Here is a 559-nt window from a genome sequence, read left to right on the forward strand (position 1 = left end):
GCGGAAGCGCGTGCAGAACGCGGGGAAGGACAGCATTCACGACACGTTGAAAGGGCGTGAGGAACGGTTTGTCCGTGACCGACTCCACAAGGTGAGCCGTCATATCGTGGAGTGGAGCAGTCAGTTCGAGAAGCCGTGTATCGTCTTTGAAGACCTCAAAGAGATGCGCGACAGTATCGACTACGGCACGCGGATGAACCGACGCTTGCACCACCTCCCGTTCCGCGCCCTTCAGTTCTATACATCGTACAAGGGGTCATTCAGGGGGATTCCGACTGCGTGGATTAACCCTGAATACACGAGCCAGCGGTGTCCGATGTGCGGGCATACGGAGCGTGCGAACCGCAACAAAAAGCGGTTCAAGTGTCGGTCGTGCGGGCATCAAGACCACAGCGACCGTGGTGCAAGCGTCAACATCGCCGTGAAAGGCATCAAGAAACTCGATTGGAATGTGCCTGCTCTCAACAGCCTTCCCGTTGTTCGGAAGGTGCGACGGCAGGCATCGGGGGCCGTGGACGCCCCGACCGTGACCCACCCGACCGCCCAAGGCTATCAGGCC

General features: G+C 59.2%; 1 protein-coding gene. It reads left to right on the forward strand.

Going from position 1 to position 559, the window contains the following annotated elements:
- A partial coding sequence (locus N5096_RS16075; protein ID WP_267665795.1) for a transposase occupies positions 1-559 on the forward strand: 559 nt, incomplete at both ends.

This window comes from Halorubrum yunnanense, from assembly GCF_026586675.1.
In the GTDB taxonomy this organism is placed as follows: Archaea; Halobacteriota; Halobacteria; order Halobacteriales; family Haloferacaceae; genus Halorubrum; species Halorubrum yunnanense.